The 17,057-nt window shown below is 65.5% G+C and carries 14 protein-coding genes; 7 read left to right on the forward strand and 7 right to left on the reverse strand.

Features of this window, described 5'->3' with window-relative positions:
• From QQK25_RS06310 to QQK25_RS06340, 7 genes are all read left to right on the forward strand, one after another.
• A partial coding sequence (locus tag QQK25_RS06310) for an ATP-binding protein (protein ID WP_284187169.1) occupies positions 1-1,645 on the forward strand: 1,645 nt, incomplete at its 5' end.
• Positions 1,646-1,813: 168 nt separating this feature from the next.
• Positions 1,814-2,422 (forward strand): response regulator transcription factor, encoded by a 609-nt coding sequence (locus QQK25_RS06315; protein ID WP_284187170.1) that lies wholly within the window; start codon positions 1,814-1,816, stop codon positions 2,420-2,422.
• A gap of 78 nt (positions 2,423-2,500) precedes the next feature.
• Positions 2,501-3,082 carry a hypothetical protein gene (locus QQK25_RS06320; protein ID WP_284187171.1) on the forward strand — a complete coding sequence of 194 codons (582 nt, stop codon included), beginning with the start codon at positions 2,501-2,503 and terminating at the stop codon, positions 3,080-3,082.
• Positions 3,083-3,166: 84 nt separating this feature from the next.
• Positions 3,167-4,000: an NADPH-dependent oxidoreductase gene (locus tag QQK25_RS06325; protein WP_284187172.1), complete on the forward strand. Its 834-nt coding sequence runs from the start codon at positions 3,167-3,169 to the stop codon at positions 3,998-4,000.
• Positions 4,001-4,683: 683 nt separating this feature from the next.
• Positions 4,684-5,055, forward strand: a complete 372-nt coding sequence (locus QQK25_RS06330; protein WP_284187173.1) for a hypothetical protein — start codon at positions 4,684-4,686, stop codon at positions 5,053-5,055.
• Positions 5,056-5,372: 317 nt separating this feature from the next.
• Positions 5,373-5,750: a hypothetical protein gene (locus QQK25_RS06335; protein WP_284187174.1), complete on the forward strand. Its 378-nt coding sequence runs from the start codon at positions 5,373-5,375 to the stop codon at positions 5,748-5,750.
• 89 nt (positions 5,751-5,839) lie between these two features.
• Positions 5,840-6,628 carry a hypothetical protein gene (locus QQK25_RS06340; RefSeq protein WP_284187175.1) on the forward strand — a complete coding sequence of 263 codons (789 nt, stop codon included), beginning with the start codon at positions 5,840-5,842 and terminating at the stop codon, positions 6,626-6,628.
• 306 nt (positions 6,629-6,934) lie between these two features.
• On the opposite strand, the gene QQK25_RS06345 is transcribed toward QQK25_RS06340, so the two are convergent.
• The 7 genes from QQK25_RS06345 to QQK25_RS06375 all read right to left on the reverse strand — a co-directional run bounded on the left by QQK25_RS06345 (position 6,935) and on the right by QQK25_RS06375 (position 17,004).
• Positions 6,935-7,726 (reverse strand): ABC transporter ATP-binding protein, encoded by a 792-nt coding sequence (locus QQK25_RS06345; RefSeq protein WP_284187176.1) that lies wholly within the window; start codon positions 7,724-7,726, stop codon positions 6,935-6,937.
• Between the two features lie 22 nt (positions 7,727-7,748).
• Entirely contained in the window at positions 7,749-8,699 is a 951-nt protein-coding gene (ntrB, locus tag QQK25_RS06350) for a nitrate ABC transporter permease (RefSeq protein WP_284187177.1), read from the reverse strand.
• A gap of 105 nt (positions 8,700-8,804) precedes the next feature.
• On the reverse strand, positions 8,805-10,061 hold the full coding sequence (locus tag QQK25_RS06355; protein ID WP_284187178.1) for a CmpA/NrtA family ABC transporter substrate-binding protein: 1,257 nt from the start codon (positions 10,059-10,061) through the stop codon (positions 8,805-8,807).
• A gap of 426 nt (positions 10,062-10,487) precedes the next feature.
• On the reverse strand, positions 10,488-11,063 hold the full coding sequence (locus QQK25_RS06360; RefSeq protein WP_153160028.1) for an ANTAR domain-containing response regulator: 576 nt from the start codon (positions 11,061-11,063) through the stop codon (positions 10,488-10,490).
• A gap of 88 nt (positions 11,064-11,151) precedes the next feature.
• Positions 11,152-12,690, reverse strand: a complete 1,539-nt coding sequence (locus QQK25_RS06365) for a SpoIIE family protein phosphatase (RefSeq protein WP_284187179.1) — start codon at positions 12,688-12,690, stop codon at positions 11,152-11,154.
• Positions 12,691-12,793: 103 nt separating this feature from the next.
• On the reverse strand, positions 12,794-13,705 hold the full coding sequence (locus QQK25_RS06370) for an ATP-binding response regulator (protein WP_153160026.1): 912 nt from the start codon (positions 13,703-13,705) through the stop codon (positions 12,794-12,796).
• Positions 13,706-13,710: 5 nt separating this feature from the next.
• A complete protein-coding gene (locus QQK25_RS06375; RefSeq protein WP_284187180.1) occupies positions 13,711-17,004 on the reverse strand; it encodes a PAS domain S-box protein in 3,294 nt (1,097 codons plus the stop codon).
• Positions 17,005-17,057 lie beyond the last annotated feature (53 nt).

Raw genomic sequence — 17,057 nt, forward strand, 5'->3', positions numbered from 1 at the left:
CCTGCCCGCCGACGCCGCCGCGCCGGCCCTCCACGCGCCCGAGCTCGCCCCGACGCCGGCCTTCCGCCCCGGCCAGCCGCGGGTGCTGGTGGTGGAGGACAACCCGGACCTGCGCCACTTCCTCCACGACGTGCTGGTGGACGAATACAACGTCACCCTCGAGGAAGACGGCGACGACGGGATCAAAGCGGCCCTCGCCGACCCGCCGGACCTCATCGTCACCGACCTGATGATGCCCCGCTGCGACGGCGAGACCTTTCTGCGCACCCTGCGCAGCCGGCCGGACTTCCCCAACGTGCCGGCGCTGGTGCTCTCGGCCCGCGCCGACGACGCGCTGCGCGAACGGCTGCTCGAAGAGCTCGCCCAGGACTACCTCACCAAACCCTTCTCGCCCCAGGAGCTACGCGCCCGGGTGCACAACCTCGTCACCGTCAAGCGCACCGTCGACATCCTGCAGAAAGAGCTGCAGACCCAGGCCTCGGACATCTGGGAGCTCACCGCCGGGCTCGTGGAGAGCCGCAAATCCCTGCAGCGCAGCTTCACCGCCCTGCAGGTGGCCGACCGCCGCTGGCTCGGGCTCTACGAGAACACCGCCGTCGGCATCGCGCTGGCCGACCGGGACGGCCGCATCCTCTCCGCCAACCCGGCCCTGCAGCACATGCTCGGCTACGGGCCCGACGACATCGCCGGCGTGTCGCTGATCGCCATCACCGAGGCCTCCGAGCGCGCCACCACCGCGCGCAACGTGCACGGCCTTGTCGATGGCGAGCTGCCGGCCTACCACACGCAAAAGCGCTACGAGCGGCGCGGCGGCGGCTACCTGTGGGCCAACGTGTCCGCCTCGCGCATCCCGGCGATGGCCGAGGACGGCCCGATGCTGGCCGTGATCGTCGAGGACATCACCTCGCGGATGGAGGCCGAACGCTCCCTCGCCGCCACCCGGGCCGAACTCGCCCGGGTGTCGCGCTTCACCGCGATGGGCGAGCTGGTGGCCTCCATCGCCCACGAGGTGAATCAACCCCTCGCCGCCGTCATCACCAACAGCCAGGCCGCCCTGCGCTGGCTGTCACTGGCCACGCCCAACCTCGACGAGGTGGCCGCCGCGCTGCACCGGGTCAATCGCGACGCCACCCTGGCCGGCGAGGTGATCGCGCGCATCCGCAAGTTCCTGCGGGCCGGCGAGCTCCGCCGCGAGGGCATCGACATCGCCCGCCTGCTGGACGAGCTGCTGCAGATGCTCCAGGCCATGCTCACCGACAACGGCGTGCAGGTGCGCGTCCAGCTGCCCGACCCGCCGCCGGCCTTCACCGCCGACGCGGTGCAGTTGCAGCAGGTGATCCTCAACCTCATCGTCAATGCGGTGGATGCCCTGCGCGACACGCCCGCCGGCGCCCGCGCGCTGGCGATCATTGTTAGCGCCGAACCCACCGGCGGCGTGCGCATCGCGGTGCACGACAGCGGCCCCGGCATCCGCCCCGAGAGCGAGGCGAAGCTCTTCGACGCCTTCTTCTCCACCAAGCCCGACGGGCTGGGCATGGGCCTCGCCATCAGCCGCTCGATCATCGAGAACCACGGCGGCCGCCTGTGGCTCGACCGCACCCAACCCGGCGGCGCGTGCTTCGTGTTCACCCTCCCCGATGCCTGAACACCACCCGCCTACACCCATGACGCCAGAGAAAAAGCCCCCATTGGTCGATAGCCCCCCTGTAGGTCGGACTTCAGTCCGACAAGCCCGGCGCAGGATCAACATGGGGTGTCGGACTGAAGTCCGACCTGCAGACTTTATCGTCAAGCGATGCCAAACCGGATTTCCATGACCCAGCCCGACCTCGTCCACGTCGTCGACGACGACCTCTCGGTGCGCGAAGCCCTCAGCAGCCTGCTGCGTTCGGTGGGGCTGGCGGTGCGCACCTATCCGTCGGCGGCGGATTTCCTCGCCGCTCCGCGCGAGCCCGGCGTGGCCTGCCTGGTGCTCGACGTGCGCATGCCGGGCATGACCGGCACCGAGCTGCAGCAGACCCTCGCCCGCGCCGGCGACGACATCCCCATCATCTTCATCACCGCCCACGGCGACATCCCCATGGCGGTGCGGGCGATGAAGGAAGGCGCGGCCGAGTTCCTGCCCAAACCCTTCCGCGACGAAGACCTGCTCGGCGCCATCGACACCGCCCTCACCCGCGCCCGCGCCGCCCGCAAGGAGCACGGCGAGGTGGACGAGATCCGGCGCAAATACGCGTCCCTCACGGCGCGCGAGAAGGAGGTGATCGCCTACGTCATCAAGGGCGCCCTCAACAAGCAGGCCGCGGCCGAGCTGGGCGTCACCGAGATGACCGTCAAGGTCCATCGCCACAACGTGATGCGCAAGATGGGCGCCGCCTCCATCCCCGATCTGGTGCGCATGATGGAGCGCCTCACGCCCTGAGCAGCGCGCGCCGATGTCATCCGGCTGCAACGGGGGCGGCCTAAGCTGGCCGTCCCTCCCACCCATCCGGAGACAGCCATGTACATCTCGCCCAGCGACATCCAGCACACCCGCATCCACACCATCGACAACCTGCACGCCGCCTCCCGCGCCTGGGTCGAGGCCACCGAGCGGCTGTCCGAGCTCGCCCTGCGCGCCGGACGCCTGGCCCTGGACGAAGGCCGCGACCAGCTCGAAGAGCTCGCCGAAGCGCGCAGCTTCCGCTTCGACACCCTGCCCCTCGAACGCCTCGCCGAATGGCGCGGCGAATCCGCCGGGCTGGTGAGCGAATGCTTCGAGATCTTCGGCGACGCCCAGCAGGCCCTGCTGCAGATGGCCAAGGATCAGGTGGCCGTGTTCGACACCGTGCTGCAGCGTCAGATGGACCGCGCGGCCCTCTCCGCCGACGCCACCGGCGAAGCCCTGATCGACCACGCCCGCGAAGCCCTGCGTCAGGCCGAATCCGGCTTCAACGGCCTCGCCGATGCCGCCGCCCAGAGCACCGACATGGTCGAGGAGCAGGTGCGGCAGGTGTCCGAAGCCCTCGCCGGCGACGCCGACCCGGCCGAGAAGGTCGAAGTGGCACCCCCCGCCCGCAGCCGCCGCACCCGCGAGGGCTGATCCCCCCGGCGTTCCTGGCGCTAAAATCACGGACTTGACGGCAGGCGGCGTCCCGCCCCTGCCGGGTCACACGTCAGGAACGCCATGAACGCCCCCACCCCCAACCAACAGGCCCTCTACCAGGCCCGCTACGGCTCGCCCGAACCAGCCGTCCCCGCCGCCGGCTCGCCGATCATCGACCACCTGCTGGCCCACCGCTCGGTGCGCGCCTACCTGCCCGATCCGGTCTCGGATGACCAGCTGGCCGCCATCGTGGCCGCCGCCCAGTCCGCCGCCAGCTCCTCCAACCTGCACGCCTGGAGCGTCGTCGCGGTGCGCGACCCCGAGCGCAAGGCGCGCCTCTCCATCATGGCCGGCGACCAGCCCCACATCCGCCAAGCCCCCCTCTTCCTCGTCTGGCTGGCCGATCTCGCCCGGCTCGAACAGGTCGCCACCACCGCAGGCGAAGCCCACGCCGCGCTGGATTACCTCGAGATGCTGCAAGTGGGCTTCATCGACGCCTCCCTGGCCGCCCAGAACGCCGTGACCGCCGCCGAATCCCTCGGCCTCGGCACCGTCTACATCGGCGGCATCCGCAACCAGCCCGAAGCCGTGGCCGCCGAGCTGCAGCTCCCGCCCCGCACCGTGGCAGTGTTCGGTTTGTGCGTTGGCACGCCCGACCCCGCCCAGCCGGCGGCCGTCAAACCGCGCCCGCCGCAGTCCGTGGTGCTGCACCACGAGACCTACTCCCTCCCGGCCCAGGCCGCCGGCCTCGCCGAATACGACGGCGCCATGACCGCCTTCTACGCCAGCCAGGGCATGAAGGTCCGCGGCACCTGGTCCAACCACTCCGCCAAGCGCATCCGCGACGCCGCCGCCCTCACCGGCCGCGACCGGCTGGTCGAAGCCCTCAACGCCCGCGGTTTCCCCCTCAAATAAGCCGCACCCCCCTGTAGGTCGGACTTCAGTCCGACAACGGGGGTGCAGACCGCGTGTCGGACTGAAGTCCGACCTACAACCAGGGCGGTGAATCCTTCTCGCAAGGCTGCGAATCCTTCACGCAGGCCTGAGATTGCTTCTCTCACCCCTGAGTTTGCTTCTCACAGCCCTGAGATTGCTTCACGCACCCCTGAGATTGCTTCTCTCAGCCCTGCGAATCCTTCACACACGCCTGCGATTGCTTCTCGCAGGCCTGCGAATGCTTCTCTCAGCCCTGCGAGAAGCAATCACACCCCGCGCAGAAGCTAGATCGGGTTAGCGCAGCGTAGCCCGACAACGCCCCCGCCCAACCCGCTCGGGAAACATCGAAACCGCATTCGATACGGTCGAACCCCGCGCGGCGCATGCCCCCAATCCGCCCGTGGAATGTCGGGTTACGCTGCGCTAACCCGACCTACCCCCTCGAAACACCTCCCGCCACGCGGCAACACCTTCACGCACGCATTGCGCACGCCTCCCGCCGCCCTGACCATCCCTCGCCCACCCCACGCATCGGCTTCATCCTCCTCCACACAACCCGCGCCTGCCGCCATCAAACTCATACAACATTCCCCGATGGCATTGTTTTGGATATCATGACATTTTTATAACGCCATCCGGCAAGCCGTCACCCAGGAGGAAACATGACCACCGGCGCTATCCCCCGCATCTCCCCGCAGCAACTCAAGAACGACATCGAACTGATCCGCGCCCTCTCGGGCATCGACGGCTACACCCCGCACAACCCCGCCTACAGCCTGGAATCCGCCACGGTCGCGCTCGAGCAACTCGACAAATCGGAAACCGCCGTCATCCTCGCCGAGAACACCCTCGCCGCCGCCCGCAGCGCCCTCCTCACCGACCGCAACGCCGTCCACAAGATCGCGATGGGCGTAAAAGACGAAGCCGTCGTCCTCTTCGGCCCCGACTCCGACCAGATCGCCGCACTGGGGATGAAGAAGAAATCCGAACGCAGCCGCCCCAAGCGCAGCGCCAAGGCTGCTGACAAGGGTTGATGGGTTGAGGTAAGGCCCGGGAGTGCTGTGGGGCTTTCGGGCTGTGTTCCTTCTTTCGCCCAATGTCATCCGATCCACCGAAGCAGGCAGACGACATGCTTGCGACCGGAAGCGACGCGCGGTAGATTGCTACGGCATACAGTGCTGGAGGACGGCAGGAGGATTGGCGACAGCCTGACGCAATGGATCCTGCACTGCTTGATTAAAACAGTTGGTTAGAGCAAATCCGTGGGGTAGACGACTGCCTTCTACCCTACGGGACGCAACATTTGTCTTCCATTTCACGTTATGCGTCAGTAACCCACCAAGGATGCACCGTGGCAAAAGACCAATACGAACGAGATGCGCATATCGTTGCTTTTTACATCGATGCAGCCAAGTCCTACTCGCAAACTGCCACTGCTGCTTTAGCAGTCTCGGTATTTGTCGCAGGTGACGCGAAATACTTCTGGCCGAACTTGGTTCTTGTCATGGCCTCCGCCTTTTTTCTGATCGCGGTGCTGGGCGCCATTGTGTATCAAGCACTTGCCGTTGGAAGGTTGGAGCAACGTTCCGGGCTTCCACTGGAGAAACGTCCGCTACCAGAAGGTTGGTATGAGAACGCGTACATCAGTTACAACGTCATGATCTGCACATTCTTCCTGGGCGCAACCTCGCTACTGGCAGCGCTGATACTAAAGGTCATCGGTCCTTGATGCCGCTCACGCAGGCGTTTGTCTCGATTTCCGACCCGCACTGCGCCCGACAGTTAACGTAGGACATCAATCTAAGCGAGGCGTCTCCAGTGCAGGTCACCGACAAGGCATACCAGGAACATCGTGTATTCGCTGAACTTCAGCAATACATGAAATTTTATGAGCACCTTGCGACGTCGGTATTCTCCTTCGCTACCTTGGGTACCAAGGCAATCGGCAATATCGACACCTACGTCTACTCCTCGATTCAAGGCACGATTGACTCAATAAAAACAATTCTGCTTGCGGGGCGGATCAATGACGCATACGCGTTACTAAGGAAGTACTACGACTCGACGATAATCAACGTCTACTCGAACCTCTACCTCCACGATAATTTCAGCATCGAAAACTTCGTCGTTCAGAAGATCACTAATTGGCTTCAGGGAAAGGAAACACTGCCGGAGTACCGGGTGATGTCTCGATACATCAAAGCCTCCCCAACACTCAAACCGATCACCGCTGTGTTTGGCGTAGATGACCGATACAAACACCTTCGTGAGAGGTGCAACGATCACACCCATTACAATTTTTTTCGGCATGCGATGCTAAATGACGACAGAGTGCACATAAAAGATCGCGACTGGTGGCTTGATCGATTTTCTGAGGACGCAAGAGATATATTCATCCAGCACATCGGCTACATCTTTTATTTAAACGACCATTACATGATGTCCAGTGATCATCTGGATGCCCTAGAGTGCGGTATGGAGCCAGAGGAAGATTCGCAGTATTGGGTCGCTCCGTTCATCCAAGAAGTGTTCGACGAAGTCATTACTCCGAGACGCCCGGACGTTACGTATGAGATCAAGATGCATTCAGCAATGCAACTCTCATGAATTCCATTCCGAGTAGATCGGGTTAGCGCAGCGTAACTCAACACCTTCAATATGCTCTCGACGCACCATCGTTCTCGGATCCCCCTCTTCTTCACTCTCGTGACGGATCGTCGTCGGCCCGTGCCGGCTTCGTTTGAAGCCGTGGAGGCATTGCGCAATGCCTTCCGATTAGTTTGTCGTTCACAGCCGTTCGAGCCCGATACCATCGCCGTAATGCCCAGCGTGTAAACGCAACAACGCCGGCCCTACGGGCCGGCGTTGTGCTTGGTTGCATGGCTTGCATCAGGCCGAAAAAGCCCGCCCCCCTCAAGCCGCCTTCTTCATCTGCTTCTGATACAAAAACTCCAGAATCGCCGCGCGGCATTCGACGAAGTGGGGGTCGTGGGCCAGGGCGAGGCGGTCGCGGGGTTTGGGGAGCTTCACTTCGAGGATCTCGCCGATGGTGGCGGCGGGGCCGTTGGTCATCATCACGACGCGGTCGGAGAGGAGCACGGCTTCATCCACGTCGTGGGTGACCATCACCACGGTGGCGCCGGTCTTTTCCATCACGCCGATGAGTTCGTCCTGCAGCGAGGCGCGGGTGAGCGCGTCGAGGGCGCCGAAGGGTTCGTCCATCAGCAGGATCTGGGGCTCCATCGCAAAGGCGCGGGCGATGCCGATGCGCTGCTTCATGCCGCCGGAGATTTCGTGGGGCAGTTTCTGGGCGGCGTGGCTCATGTGCACCATCTCGAGGGCTTCGTTGGTGCGGGCCTTGAGCTTTTCCTTGCCTTCCTTGGTGCCGAACACGCGCTCGACGGCGAGGTAGACGTTCTCGAAGCAGTTGAGCCAGGGCAGGAGCGAGTGGTTCTGGAAGACCACCGCCCGCTCGGGGCCGGGGCCGGCGATCTCGCGGCCGTTGCACAGCATCACGCCCGAGGTGGGCAGGGTGAGGCCGGCGATGAGGTTGAGCAGCGTGGATTTGCCGCAGCCCGAGTGGCCGATGAGCGAGACGACTTCGCCCTTTTTGATCTGCAGATTGACGTTCTGCAGGGCGATGAAGCGGCCTTTCTTGGTGTCGAAGCTCATGCCGACGTTTTCGACTTTGACGATGGCGTTCATTTGATTTCTCCTCGGGTGGGGATCAGTTGGCGCCGTAGCTGAAGCGGCGGGCGATCAGCAGCAGGAGTTGTTCGAGCAGGAGGCCGACGATGCCGATCACGAAGATGGCGATGATGATGTGCTCGACCTTGAGGTTGTTCCATTCGTCCCACACCCAGAAGCCGATGCCGACGCCGCCGGTGAGCATTTCGGCCGCGACGATCACCAGCCAGGCGGTGCCGATGGACAGGCGGATGCCGGTGAGCATGTAGGGCAGCACCGAGGGGAACAAAATCTTGGTGATGATCTTGAACTCGGAGAGGTTGAGCACCCGCGCCACGTTGAGGTAATCCTGCGGCACGCGCTGCACGCCCTGGGCGGTGTTGAGGATCATCGGCCAGATGGAGCAGATGAAGATCGTCCATGTCGAGGCCGGGTCGGCGGCCTTGAAGACCATCAGCCCGATGGGCAGCCAGGCCAGCGGCGAGACCGGACGCAGGATGCTGATGATCGGCTCGAGCATGCTGTTCATGAAGGCGAAGCGGCCGATGATGAAGCCCAGCGGGATGCCCACCAGCGCGGCCACGCCGAAGCCGATGGCGACGCGCTTGAGAGACGACAGGATGTTCCAGCCGATGCCCTGGTCGTTGGGGCCGTTGCTGTAGAAGGGGTCGGAGAACAGCACGACGGCGGCGTCCCAGGTTTTGCCGGGGCCGGGGAAGTCGGCGGATTTCATCGACACCAGCGCCCACACGCCGATCACCAGCGCGAAACCGAGCAGCGGCGGGATGACCTTGCGGACGAAGTTGCCCAGGTGGGTGCCGAAGGAGACGGAATCGTCTGCCTTGGCGGGCGCGGCGGCGGCTTTGTCGGTGTGGGTCGTGGCGCCCATCTTGGAATCCTCTGTCTTGGTGACTTCACCCCGGACGACCGGGGCAGACTCGGCTTCGGGCCGGACGGCAACGAGGCCGGACGTTAGCGATGCAGTGGTCATGGTGATCTCCGTGATCTTCGTGACGGCGGGTGAGCCTGTCGGGTTGCGTGCGGGATTGAATCGGGGTTTGGGGTGGCGGGCCGGTGGTGCCGGCCCGCCCGCCGGTCAGGCCTTGATCTTGAAGCTGGCGGCGTACTTCTTCGGGTCCTTGCCGTCCCACACCACGCCGTCGATGAGCTTGGAGGTGCGGAAGTCCGACTTGGGCACCGGCGCGCCGACGATGCTGGCGGCCTGCTTGTAGAGCTCGGTCTTGTTGATGGCCTTGGCCACGGCGAGGTAATCCACGTCCTGCTTGAGGAGGCCCCAGCGCTTGTGCTGGGTGAGGAACCACATGCCGTCCGACAGGTAGGGGTAGTTCACCTGGCCGTCGTTGTAGAACTTCATGTAGTTCTTTTCGGACCAGCTCTTGCCCAGGCCGTTTTCGTACTGGCCAATCATCCGGCTGCGGATCACATCCACGTCGGTATTCACGTAGCTCTTGGCGGCCACCGTCTCGGCGGTCTTCGAGCGGTTGGCGGCGCTGGCGTCGATCCACTTGGAGGCTTCGAGGATCGCGCAGATCATCGCCCGGGCGGTGTTGGGGTACTTGGCCGCAAATTCGGCGGTGGAACCCAGCACCTTCTCGGGGTGGTCGGTCCAGATGTCCTGGGTGGTCACGGCCGTAAAGCCGATCTTGTCGACGATGGCGCGCTGGTTCCAGGGTTCGCCCACGCAGTAGCCGTCCATGTTGCCGACGCGCATGTTGGCGACCATCTGCGGGGGCGGCACGACGATGTTCTTCACGTCCTTGAACGGGTCGATGTCGTGGGCGGCCAGCCAGTAGTACAGCCACATGGCGTGGGTGCCGGTGGGGAAGGTCTGGGCGAAGGTGTATTCCTTTTCCTTCTTCGCGATCACCTTGGCGAGGGAGGCACCATCCACCGCGCCCTTGTCCTTGAGGCCGTTGGAGAGGGTGATGGCCTGGCCGTTGTTGTTGAGGGTCATGAGCACGGCCATGTCTTTCTTGGGGCCGCCGATGCCCAGGTGCAGGCCATACACCAGGCCGTACAGCACGTGGGCGGCGTGGAGTTCGCCGTTGGCGAGCTTGTCGCGCACGCCGGCCCAGGAGGCTTCCTTGCTGGGGGTGATCTTGATGCCGTACTTCTTGTCGAAGCCCATCACCGAGGCCATCACCACCGACGAACAGTCGGTCAGCGGGATGAAGCCGATCTTCACCTCCTCGATCTCCGGCTTGTCCGAACCGGCAGCCCACACACCACCCGCAGGAATCATCGTGCCCATTGCCGCCATACCTCCGAGGCCAGCCCCAGCCTTGAGAAAGCCGCGGCGGGAAAGAAACTTGTCGTCGAATTGCTTGCTCATCGCTCGCCCCTGATCGTGAAATCGAAAATTCAAAAAAAAACGGGCGCCACATCTCCCCGCAATAACCCGCGAGGGGATGGACGCCCTTGTCCAAGTGAGATCGCCTGATCAAGTCGGGCCGCCGTTGGTCCGACAACCAACATTTAGCGAGGACCGTGCCAGTATTTTTAATTCATTGATTTGTATAACAAAGATTGTTTTGGGTGAATTCCTACCCCCTTTTGGGTAGTTGAATCACCCCTTTCTGATGCACTGTTGCAGTGCAACACCCGCCGGTTTCGCACCACGCCGGATCATCCGGCCGCAACGCACGGCAGCCTCCTGGGCGCGGCGGGCGTTTCAAAGGGATTCGGGGCAGAGCCGCCAACGCGCCTCCGCCCCGAATCAAGGCCCCGCCCGCGGGGCAACTACCACTTTCGGATTACGTCACAGCAAAAGGTTAGACATGTCGATCACGTCCTGGGCCACGTCGGCCAGCTTGCGGCCCCGCTCCATCGCCAGTTTGCGCAGCGCGTGATAGGCCGCGTTCTCGTCGAGGCCGCGGGCTTTCATCAGCACGCCCTTGGCCCGGTCGATGGTGATCCGCTCGGAGAGCTTGCGGGTGGCGTCGTCGCGCTCGGCGCGCATGTGCTGGAAGGCTTCGAACTGGGCGATGGCCACCTCGACCACCGCGTCCAGGCGCGCAGGTGACACGGAATCAACGACATACGACGACACGCCGGCCTTCACGGCGCGGCGGATCATCTCGGAATCGGCATCCTGGGAGAACAGCAGCACCGGGCGCGGGCAGTCCCGGTTCATGATCGCGAGGTGTTCCAGGGTGTCCCGGCTGGGGGAATCGGCCTGAATGAAGATCACGTCGGGCTTGGTGTTCAGCACCTGATCGGACAGCTCCAGGGCACTGGAAAGCACGGCCGCCACCTGATGACCGGCCAGCGCGATGGCCGAACAGACGTCGGCGGCGCGCTCGCGGGAGGAATCGACAACCAGCACTCGTAGCATGGGAATTCGGACCTTAAAGAGTACCGACTTACCTCAGCAAAAAGCACGCCAGCTTCGGCCCTGCGCTGCGCCGCCCGACGGCGGGGGCTTACACGGCGCAGTCGAGGATCAGCACCGAGACGTCGTCACCGGCGGCCTGGCGCCCCAGGTGACGGGTGAGCGCCTGACGCAACCGGCTGACCCGACCACTGCGCGGCGAGCCCTGCAGCGTCGCCTCCAGGCCACGCATCCCGAAGGCTTCGCCGCTGGCGTTCTCCGCCTCGGTGAGGCCGTCGGAACACAGCACGATCTGCGACACCTCGCTCCAGACGAACTCCTCGTGGCTGATCCCCGCTTCTTCGGAAGGGAGGATGCCCAGCGGGAGCTGGCGGGAGATGAAGCGCTGCACCACCTTGCCGCCGTCGTCGATGCGCAGCACGTCGGGCACGCCGCCCACCCAGATCTGGCCCTTGTGGGTGCCCGCCTCGAGGCGCACCAGCGATGCGGCCACGAAACGCCCCTTGGGCAGCAGGCCGCACAGCAGGCCGTTGAGTTCGGTCACCAGTTCGGTGAGTGACTGGTTGGCCGCGGCGCCCCGGTAGAAGGCGCCGAGGGCCGGCAGCACGCTCACCGCCGCCGCCAGGCCGTGACCGGTAGCGTCGGCCAGCATGGCGTAGAGCGCGCCCTGGGGCGAGCGGGCCACGGCCACCACGTCGCCGGAGAAGTTGCGCGCCGGCATCACCGCGTACTGCACGGCGCCGTCGCGCAGCCAGTCACTGCGCACCTGGCGCTCCATGATCGCCATGGCGAGCTCCTGCTCGCGCTCGGATTCGTCGTGGTAGCGCTGCAGCCGCGCCGCGTCCTCGGCCAGCTGGCGCTGGATGCGGCGCATCTCGGAGACATCGCGCACCACGCCGATGAACATCCGGCGGTTGGGCAGGGTGATGTCGGAGACCCCCAGCTCCAGCGGAAACTCGGTGCCGTCCTTGCGCACGCCGGAGAGCTCGCGGATCTGGCCGACCACGTGCTTCTCGCCGGTGCTCAGGTAGCGGCCAAGGTATTCGTCGTGCTTGTCCCGGTGGGGGTTGGGCATCAGCATCCGCAGGTTCTGGCCGACCAGCTCGTTGGCGGTGTAGCCGAAGATCTGGGTGGCAGAACGATTGACGGAGAGGATCGTGCCCTTCTCATCCGCCGAGATGATCCCGTCGATCACGCCGTTGGCCACTGCGCGCACCTGCTCCAGCGATCCGGCGAGCCGGCGCTGCATGTCGAGCAGCCGGCGCAGGGCCTTGAAGCGGGCGGCAAACACCGGGAACGACAAGGGCTTGGCCAGATAGTCGTCGGCACCGATCTCGAGGCCATGCACGATGTCGCCCTCGCCCGACAGGGCCGACAGGATGATGATCGGCACCCAGTGGTCGTCGGCCATCGCGCGGATCTGCTTGATGGCCTCGAAGCCATCCATGCGCGGCATCATCAGGTCCATCAGGACCACATCGGGGGATTCCATGCGGAACAGCTCGACCGCCTCGACGCCATCGGTGGCGTAGATGGGCGTGCAGTTCAGGTGGGCGAGGAAAGCCCCCACGATGGTTCGGTTGGATGCAATGTCGTCTGCGACGAGCACCCGGAGTGGATTTTCAGCCATCAGCAGCACTCTACCGTTGGCAGGCAGCGGACGCTCGCCGCCGCCTGGAAGTTCGATCGGGGGCACGCCTCGCGGCATGCCGGATTCCGGTTCGTCGGGGCCATTACTGGCTGGCCGCCTTGTCGCGGTGCACCCGGGGCACGGTCACGATGACCACGTTGCCGGGCGGAATGTAGGTCAGGCTCGAGAACGACAGCTGGCGCGACAGGGCGATGCCCCGGCCATTGGGCGCGAAGGCCCGCTCCGGGTCGAAATCGAGGAAGCGCCGCCAGTCGAAGCCCGGGCCATCGTCGGAGATCTCGAACACCCAGCGGTCCTCATCACGCAGGACGCGCAGCCGCACCACCCGCTTCTGGTTCTCGGGCAGCGCGAGCCGGCGATCCACTTCGTCTTCCCAGCGGTCGGCCTCGCGCAGCCGGCTCTTTTCGGCAAAGTCGATGCCCAGGTTGCCGTGCTCGATGCCATTGACCAGCAGCTCGGACAGGCCCATCGCCAGGGTTTCCGGCTGCGGGCCGAGGAGCGCCACGAAGGAGGCGAGCTTGTGGGCTTCGTCGAGGGTGCGGATGACGAACTCGCCCTCGCCCAGGAAACCCAGCGCCACCGCGTGATCGGCCAGGTTGGCGCTCAACTCCCGGCGGGTCCGCATGTCGTCGAGGGCCGAGCGGATGATGGTCTGCAGGGCCTCGCCCTCGAAGGGCTTGGTGAGGTAGTAGAAGGCGCCGGCGGCCAGGCCTTCACGGATCTGCTCGGGCGAGGTGGCCGCCGTCTGCATGATCACCGGGATCGAGTGCAGGCGCTGGTCGGCCTTCATGCGGGTGAGCACCTGAATGCCGTCCATGCCCGGCATCATGCGGTCGAGCAGGACCAGATCGAAGGTGGAATCGGGCTGTTCCAGCTCGGCCCACGCGGCCTCGCCGGACTCGACCATCACCAGCTCGAAATCCATCCCGTCCAGGTATTCAGCCACGATGTCGAGATTGAACGGCTCGTCATCCACGACCAGTATCTTTGCCATGCTCATCAAGCTTCTCCCTGTGCCGCAAGGGCGGGCGCCATCTCTTCGGTCCGGCCCAGGGCCGGCAACTCGACGATGAACTCCGCTCCGCAGACGGCATTGTTCCGGGCCGTGATACGCCCGTGATGCGCCTCGACGATCTCGTGACAGATCGCCAGGCCGAGTCCCGTTCCGCCCGCGCCCGTCCGGGTGCGCGAGCTTTGTACAAACTTGTCGAAGACCAGCTCCAGTTCGCTGGCCGGAATCCCCACGCCTTCGTCGGACACGCCCAGGACAAGCGCCGGCCGGGCATCGGGCAGCATGCCCGCCCCGAGCCGGACGCGGATTGTCCGCCCCTCCGGCGTGAACTTCACCGCATTTGAAAGCAGGTTACGGACCACCTGCCCGATCCGGGCCCGATCGCAGCGGCACGGGGGCAGCGCCTTATCCACCGACAGCTCGATGGACTGCCGCCGGGCCTGGACCAGCAGGTCGAACTCGGCGATCACTTCCGACACCACCTCGGACAAGGCGCCGGTTTCCAGGTTGAGCACCATCTGCCCGGCTTCCAGCTTGGAGAGATCGAGCAGATCGTTCACCAGCAACAGCATCCGCTCGCCGGAGAGGCGGATGCGGCCGAAGTAGTTGCGCAGCTTCTCGTGCCCGGCGCTGGCCACCCGGGTCTCGCCCAGCTTGGCGTAGCCGAGGATGCCGTGCATCGGGGTGCGTAGCTCGTGGGACATGTTGGCAAGGAAGGCCGACTTGGCCTCGTTGGCGGCCTCGGCGGCATCCTTGGCGGCCTGCAGGTCTTTGGTGCGCTCATCCACCAGCGTCGCCAGATTGAGGTTGTGGTCGAGGATCTGGGCCTCGCGCGACTTGGCGTCGTCGATGTCCGAATGGGTGCCGATCATGCGCAGCGCGCGGCCGTCGGCATCCCGCTCGACCACCAGGCCCCGCACCAGCACCCACTTGTAGCGCCCCGATCTGGCGCGCGTCCGGACCTCCATGGCGAGCATCGGCGATTCGCCCTTGAGATGAATGCGCCGGGCCTCCAGCAGCGCGGGCAGGTCTTCCGGATGGACCAGCGCCGCCCAGCTGGCGTGGTCGTCGGGCAACTCGTCCACCGCGTAGCCGAGCATGGTCTTGCAGCGGTCGGAGCGGAACACCCGGTTCTCGGCGATGTTCCAGTCCCACACCCCGTCGCCGGCGCCGTCGAGGGCGAACTGCCAGCGCGCCTCGCTCTCCCGCAGGGCCAGCTCGGTTTCCTTCTGGTCGGTCATGTCGCGGATGACCACCAGCGCCCCCCCGGTGGGCACCATGCGCAGCCGGGCCTCGAAATGGCGCAGGCGATCGGCGCCGCGCCGGGACGAATACTCCAGCCGCTGCAACTGGCCGCTGCGCCCCGCGGCATGCACCGCATTGAAGAAGGCCCGGGCCGTGCGGGCCGACAGCACTTCATCGAGCCGCTTGCCCATGAAGGCTTCCGGCGGCACCGTCAGATCCGGCTTGTCGGCGTGGTAGCGCACGATGCGCATGTCGCCATCGAGCTGAAAAAGCATGTCAGGCATGGCGGCGATCAGCGATTCGTTGGTGGCGTTGGCCTCCTGCACGGCCCGCTGCTCCCGCTTCCGTTCGGTCACATCCTCGACGACGATCCAGCGGTGGGAGCCATCGCTGCCGCCCACGACGGTCGTCATCACCATCACCGGCACCCGCTTCCCGCTGCGGTGGAGGAGTTCCTTCTCATAGGCCTTGCCCCGGGCACCGAGGCAGGTATCCACCACCGCCCGGGCATCCCGCGCCGCGTATTCGGCGGGGGTGAGCATCGGCGGCTGGTCGCAGCACAGCTCATCTTCACTGTAGCCGACGATCCGGCAGAATTCCGAGTTGGCCTGCAGATAGCGCCCCTTGCCGTCCACCATGGCCATGCCGAGGGAGGCGTGGCGGTACAGCGCGTCGAGCCGGGCGTGGGAATCGATCACTTCCTGCTGGGCGCGGCGCAGCCCGGTCACGTCGGCGATGGCGCCGGCGGTGCGCTCCGGCCGGCCGCCGGCGTGGAACTCGGTCTTGCCGGCCACGTGGAACCAGCCCACGTTGCCATCGATCCGGGTCACCGGCAACACGCTGTCGAGGGCGCCCTTGCCGGCCAGGTGGGTCCGCAACGAAATCAGGAATTCCCGCCGGATCGGCCGCGCCAGATGGCGCAGCAGGCCCCGGACGTTGCGCGGCAGGCCCCCTTTTGGATAGCCGAGCAGGGTGTCGCAGCGGGGTGACAGGAACAGCCGCGTCTGCCCGGCCTGCCATTCCCAGATGCCTTCCTCGGTGGCGGAAACCGCCAGTTCGAAACGCATCTGGCTGGCCCGATATTCGGAAGTCATCAGGTCGGCCAGCTCGCGGGCACGCTTCTGTTGCCCCGACAGGCTGGCCAGCAGAAACGCCAGCAGGCCGCTGCCAGCCACCCCGCCCATTGCCACCAGGGACGAAACCGCGATCAGCTCGGCCGGCGGCGGCGCCGCCAGGGACAGGCGCCACACCCGCCCGCCAAAGCTGGCGGTGCGGACTTCGGCCAGGGGCGCGGTGGCGTTGTCGATGTTGCTGTAGAGCAGCGCCGGATCACTGTCGGACACATCGTCGACGCGCACCCGATAGCCGGCGATGGCCGACTCTGCGAGCCCGTCGAACATCCGGCTCACATCGATCCCGAGGCCAACCAGACCATCCTGGGCCTCGCTCGGACTCAGGTCGTCCGCCGAGCGGGCAACCCGATAGAGCATCACGGCGGCACCGCGCTGGGCATCCCCCAGCGCACGCATGGCGATCGGCTCGGTCATCGCCATGCCGTCAAGACGCAGCGCGTCGTCGATGGCCCGGCGGCGCAGCGGCTCGGAATAGCCATCGTAACCAATGGCCCGCGTGGTCTGGGCATCGAGCGGCCACACATAAACCACCGGATAGGTCACCCCGGCGCGGGCAGCGTCGGGCGGCGGCGTAATGCGGATATCCCGCTCGTAGGCCGCCGACAGCAGCGCCTCGACCGCCGGCACCCGGGCGACATCCACTCGCCGAACCAGCCCGATCGCCACGACCTCGGGCAGGGTCTCGGTGGGCTTGAGGCCGGCTACGTAGGTTTCGAATTCGCGCTTCTCGACGAGATTCTGGGCCGAGAACAGGCCGGCGACCCCGCGCAGAATGAAATCCACCTTGCCCAGGCGTTCGTTGAGCTGATGCACCAGCCGGTCGGCCGCCGCCGCATGATGGGCCTTTTCGAGATCGCGCTCGTGGTCGCGCAGATGGGCCCACACCAGCGCAGTGATGAGCATTCCCAGCGCGAAGGCCGCAACGAACCAGCGGCCCTCCAGCAAAGGCGATGCAC

Source organism: Zoogloea oryzae, from assembly GCF_030161255.1.
Lineage (GTDB): Bacteria > Pseudomonadota > Gammaproteobacteria > Burkholderiales > Rhodocyclaceae > Zoogloea > Zoogloea oryzae.

Excerpts from the sequence above, each read along its gene's own strand:
- QQK25_RS06345 (WP_284187176.1), bottom strand. The coding sequence starts at position 7,726 with ATGAACGCCATCGTCAAAGTCGAAAACGTCGGCATGAGCTTCGACACC.
- QQK25_RS06325 (WP_284187172.1), top strand. The coding sequence starts at position 3,167 with ATGAACGCCCCCACCCCCAACCAACAGGCCCTCTACCAGGCCCGCTAC.
- QQK25_RS06370 (WP_153160026.1), bottom strand. The coding sequence starts at position 13,705 with ATGGCAAAGATACTGGTCGTGGATGACGAGCCGTTCAATCTCGACATC.
- QQK25_RS06375 (WP_284187180.1), bottom strand. The coding sequence starts at position 17,004 with ATGCTCATCACTGCGCTGGTGTGGGCCCATCTGCGCGACCACGAGCGC.
- QQK25_RS06320 (WP_284187171.1), top strand. The coding sequence starts at position 2,501 with ATGTACATCTCGCCCAGCGACATCCAGCACACCCGCATCCACACCATC.
- QQK25_RS06365 (WP_284187179.1), bottom strand. The coding sequence starts at position 12,690 with ATGGCTGAAAATCCACTCCGGGTGCTCGTCGCAGACGACATTGCATCC.
- ntrB (WP_284187177.1), bottom strand. The coding sequence starts at position 8,699 with ATGACCACTGCATCGCTAACGTCCGGCCTCGTTGCCGTCCGGCCCGAA.
- QQK25_RS06330 (WP_284187173.1), top strand. The coding sequence starts at position 4,684 with ATGACCACCGGCGCTATCCCCCGCATCTCCCCGCAGCAACTCAAGAAC.
- QQK25_RS06360 (WP_153160028.1), bottom strand. The coding sequence starts at position 11,063 with ATGCTACGAGTGCTGGTTGTCGATTCCTCCCGCGAGCGCGCCGCCGAC.
- QQK25_RS06355 (WP_284187178.1), bottom strand. The coding sequence starts at position 10,061 with ATGAGCAAGCAATTCGACGACAAGTTTCTTTCCCGCCGCGGCTTTCTC.
- QQK25_RS06315 (WP_284187170.1), top strand. The coding sequence starts at position 1,814 with ATGACCCAGCCCGACCTCGTCCACGTCGTCGACGACGACCTCTCGGTG.